General features: G+C 35.7%; 1 protein-coding gene. It reads right to left on the bottom strand.

Annotated features, from left to right (window positions below):
- Positions 1-181 precede the first annotated feature (181 nt).
- A partial coding sequence (locus V3W49_RS23060) for a hypothetical protein (protein ID WP_500148313.1) occupies positions 182-529 on the bottom strand: 348 nt, incomplete at its 5' end.

The raw sequence follows: 529 nt of genomic DNA, 5'->3' as shown, positions 1-529 counted from the left end.
AGTGGATTATGTATTAGGTTTAAGCGTATGTCATTTCCTAGTAACTTAAGATACAAAATGGGACAAAGGTGGTGTTCTTTATGTGCATTATTCTTCTCCACATCAGAGATAATGTGTCCGTGTTGCAAAACAAGACTAAGGTCAAAAGCTAGGAGTAAGAAAAAGAATTTGATATCAATCTCTAGTAGGAACCTAATGATGCTGTCCCATGAATAGAAATTACATCAGGATCTTTTGATATTTTGTAAACTGTATCCAGATCAGTCAGGCACTCTACCTTAAGAACGTCTTCGCAATCAGGGATACCATGTTGTTTTCTGACATATGTGGTTGAAATACAAGCAAAGTAATTGTCAAGTTCTAGTTGCTTTTTTTCAAGATCTGTTCCTGGACGATAACATATTCGTAACTCTACTTTTAGGGTAGTATCAGTAAATTTTCTTTGAAGGTTCATTATTTGAAGACCTAGTGATACATCCACCTTGCCCAGATTCTCTCCTAACTCGGTCACAAATTCATCGTATTGTTT

Origin of the sequence: Rosenbergiella sp. YN46, assembly GCF_036620675.1 — a bacterium.
In the GTDB taxonomy this organism is placed as follows: Bacteria; Pseudomonadota; Gammaproteobacteria; order Enterobacterales; family Enterobacteriaceae; genus Jejubacter.
This window is presented reverse-complemented; position numbering and strand designations above follow the sequence as displayed.